Source organism: Candidatus Nitrosarchaeum limnium BG20 (genome assembly GCF_000241145.1).
In the GTDB taxonomy this organism is placed as follows: domain Archaea; phylum Thermoproteota; class Nitrososphaeria; order Nitrososphaerales; family Nitrosopumilaceae; genus Nitrosarchaeum; species Nitrosarchaeum limnae.
Window position 1 is genome coordinate 1 of sequence record NZ_AHJG01000178.1, and the last position, 3,704, is coordinate 3,704.

The 3,704-nt window shown below is 30.3% G+C and carries 5 protein-coding genes and 1 pseudogene; 5 read left to right on the forward strand and 1 reads right to left on the reverse strand.

Annotated features, from left to right (window positions below; translation table 11 throughout):
- Nucleotides 1-88: 88 nt before the first annotated feature.
- Nucleotides 89-1,132, reverse strand: a complete 1,044-nt coding sequence (locus tag BG20_RS05715) for a phosphate uptake regulator PhoU (protein ID WP_010192076.1) — start codon at nt 1,130-1,132, stop codon at nt 89-91.
- A gap of 91 nt (nt 1,133-1,223) precedes the next feature.
- On the opposite strand from BG20_RS05715, the gene BG20_RS05720 reads away from it, so the two are divergent.
- The 5 genes and pseudogenes from BG20_RS05720 to BG20_RS05740 form a co-directional block, all read left to right on the forward strand.
- Nucleotides 1,224-1,697, forward strand: a complete 474-nt coding sequence (locus tag BG20_RS05720) for a PUA domain-containing protein (RefSeq protein WP_010192079.1) — start codon at nt 1,224-1,226, stop codon at nt 1,695-1,697.
- Nucleotides 1,694-2,035, forward strand: coding sequence for a nascent polypeptide-associated complex protein (locus BG20_RS05725; protein ID WP_007402475.1), 342 nt, complete (start codon nt 1,694-1,696; stop codon nt 2,033-2,035). The genes BG20_RS05720 and BG20_RS05725 overlap by 4 nt, the downstream gene beginning before the upstream one ends.
- Nucleotides 2,036-2,111: 76 nt before the next feature.
- Nucleotides 2,112-2,447 (forward strand): hypothetical protein, encoded by a 336-nt coding sequence (locus BG20_RS05730; protein WP_007402474.1) that lies wholly within the window; start codon nt 2,112-2,114, stop codon nt 2,445-2,447.
- 114 nt (nt 2,448-2,561) lie between these two features.
- Complete coding sequence (locus BG20_RS05735) at nt 2,562-3,128, forward strand: RuvC family protein (RefSeq protein WP_010192085.1); 567 nt, start codon at nt 2,562-2,564, stop codon at nt 3,126-3,128.
- Between the two features lie 297 nt (nt 3,129-3,425).
- Nucleotides 3,426-3,704, forward strand: a pseudogene (locus BG20_RS05740) (hypothetical protein); the annotation flags it as partial.

Consider the following 3,704-nt stretch of genomic DNA (forward strand, 5'->3'; position numbering starts at 1 on the left):
ACATCATTTTGTTTATAGAATGAATCCCAATCTGGAAATTCTTTTTTATTCTCTATCAATGTAATTGTAGCACCTATTTTACGCCTAACTATTGGATTTTCTTTAATGATTTTTCTATGTTCATATTAAGAACAATTTCTGCTATATCGCTAGCATATTCCGCCACTCTTCGTATGTTTTCAGTTATTCTTCTTACTCTATACATTTCTTCTTCATCTTTAAGAGATTTTGAAGAATCTCTTATTTTTTTCTCATATTTTATTATGTCATTTGTTTTTTCAATGGTTTTTTCAGCTTGCATGTAATCTTCTTTGAATAATGCTAAACACGAATCATCTAAAACTGATAAAGCAAATTCATTCATATCTTGAATCTTTTCTACAATCTCTTTTTTCAATGGTTTTTTAAATTCCAATATATCATTTGCAATAAATGATGCATGATCTCCTGTTCTCTCAATATTTTTTACAACTAATCTATACCCAAGACAATCACGTGCATTTCTAAACCCCATTTCTTTTAACATGTGTTCATTCTGAATTGCTATCTTTAATTGTCTAATAATATAAAATCCAAATCTGTCCACTTCGTCATCTGTGTTGATCACTTCTTGTGCAAGTTCCAAATTATTTTCACTCATTGCCAAAATTGCGTCACTAGACATTGACTTGGCAAGGTGAATCATCCTCTTGATTGCCCCATCAACAGAGAGTTCTAACAAATTTACTAAAACCTGAATGATGATTCCATTGCTAGAATCTGAAATAATTTCAGATCCCATCAACATTCTTTTTACAGCTTCTTTTACCGCATTTCGTTGATTTGGGTTTAATCTCCCATTTTTTGGTTTTACATTGATTGTTTTATAACCTAAAAAATACAATGAAATTAATTTTCTTACAATTGATGATGTTTCCTCTGCATCAATCTCTAAAACAGCATCTTCCTTTTTTTGAGATCTTGTCTCAAATTTTGGTGGATAGATTTCTAATGTTTGAGAGTCTTTTCTTATCATTCTAATTTGATCTCCTTGTTTTAGCCCAAGATCCATAACCCATTGTTTAGGTAATGAAACTATATACGATGATTTGCCTGTAAACTGAATTTTCCTGGTTTCTTCTCTTTCTTCCATAATCTACATTAAAAAATCGTATCTATATAGTTTAGTTCTAAAAATATATGTTAGCACTGAACTAATATTTAGATAAGTTTGTACCGTGAATATGGATCAAGTTCTAAAATTAAAGTATACTCTTGATGCATTATTTGGAAATGGTGTTTCAAAATATTTGCCAAAAAATATTGAAATGACTTTCTCAAGAAAAACTGGTAGAATAAGGACTGTGACACATGAAGGAAAATTACTATGTACATTGAGAATAGATGGTGGTCTTGCTATTAGTCCATATTTTGCTCAACTATTATTAAAAAGCAAAAAATTCAAAGAAAATTGTTTAGAAGTTAATCAAGATGCAGCTCCATTTGTTAAAGAAGGAAAATCTGTATTTTGTAAACATGTAGTATGGTGTGGTAAAAATATACGAATTGCTTCTGATACTCCAGTTTTATATGATAATAAAGTTATAGCAGTTGGCAAAGCAATCTTGTCGTCTGAGATGATTTCTGATTTTAATAGAGGAATGGCAATTCGAGTCAGAGATAGTTTAAAAAGTCCTAAGGGGGAATCATCATTATGATGCGCGGCGGTAATCGTGAAATGAGAAGAATGATGGATAAAATGGGATTAGATATGAAAGAAATACCTAATGTCCAAGAGGTAATAATCAAGACTGACAAAAAAGAGATTATTGTTTCAAAACCATCCGTTACAGAGATGAAGGCAAAAGACAATTCTATTTTTACTGTTACTGCAGACAGCTATGAGGAAAGGGAATTAGAGGTCCCAATTTTTTCAGATGAAGATATTCAATTAGTAAGTCAACAAGCTGGTGTAGATGAAGAAAAAGCCAAAAATGCACTTGAAGAAGCCAAAGGCGATCTAGCCAGAGCAATCTTACTTTTAACTTCTGGATGATTTTTCTCCTATTTGTGCCTAAAATTGTGTCAAAATTGAATGATTTAAGTAATGGATTTGAGGAAATCGATGTATAATGAGTAATTTAGCCGAATCAAAAGTAACTGGAATAATTCAATCTTTGAATGGATTGGAAGACAATTTGGATTCACTTAACAGCAAAGTTGGAGATATGAAAAAACAGCTAAATGTAAAGGCGTTAAATGAAATTGATAAACTTTTAGAAAAAACACGAGAAATGGCTACAAAAGAGGCTGAACTTATTATTAACGCCTCAAAATCAAAAGCAACTACTGAATCTACAAAAATCACCAAAGAAGGCCAACAAAAAGTGTCAGAAATTCAATCTAACATAGATGCTCATTTTGATGAAGCAGTCAAACATGTCGTGTCAACTGTTTTGAAGGCATAAACCTAAATCAGATATTTATTTTTGTAAAACATCGATCCATTACTTAATACCCGTATTGGAATTGCTACTACGTATGGTAGACCATACTATAGATTTTCAAATTCGTTAAAGATATTGAAATTATCTTTTGATTCTATTTTTCCTGAGGATATTCCAAATTATGATGGGCATTTAATTTTAACTACAAGAAAAGAAGCACCAATTGAATGTGAAAAACCAATGTTACATGAGGATATCTTTGAGAATCATCCTACGGTAATTAGAGGACTAATGATTCAAAAATTGTCTTTAGGTTATGAAGAGGAATTAATAATTGGAATTGATCCAGGACAACGTACAGGAATTTCTATCTTTTATTTTGGTAGGGAAATTGAAAGTTCATTTATTTCATCTACTGAAGAATTAGTATTGCATATTATAGAAGTATTAGGTGGTTTAAGGGCAAAACGAAAAGTAGTTAAAATTGGAAATGGAAATATGAAAATTGCAAAAGAGATAGTAACAATGCTTAATCTGACATTCTGTTCATCATTTGAATTAGAATTTGTTGATGAGCGAAAAACAAGTTTAAAAATTAAAAATTTTAATCAACGAGGAAAACGTGATATGCTTTCAGCAAAATACATTCTACAAAGGGAAGGTTTCCGATATTCTATTTTACCACTTTCCATTACTGGATAATTAATTATTACTTGTCCATATTATTTATTTCATAAATTATGATACAAGGTACATTGTTATTTCTATAATTCTTTAGTTTCAGTAAAATTTTTGGTAAAATGATTGATAAAACAATTTAATTTAGAAACTTCTGTTTTTAGAAGCTATACATATTTATTGAAGATTTAATGTTTTTATTTCAAACAAATGATATTGATCGCTTAATAACTTGAAATTATTTCATGATTTTTATTTATTTAATCAAAATTTCATCGATCCATCCTTATATACATAAGAATTCTATAATATGTTACCAAGATGACTTGTAAAGGAATTTGCGTAAGATACAAGGCTCAAAAGCCTGTAGGAACCGGAAGATATGCTTCTGGACAACGACGATGTCAAATTTGTGAAATATTCATCAAATGGGAAGGTCTATGGTGTCCATGCTGTGGATACAGATTGAGAACAAAACCACGAAATCTCAAATACAAAGCAAAACTACGTGCTAGAGTAGAAGCTGATTCTATTGAAGCAAAAGCAAATGCTGAAAATCAACAAGAAGTTGAAGAGGTAATAGTGGTTAAAGCAAAACCT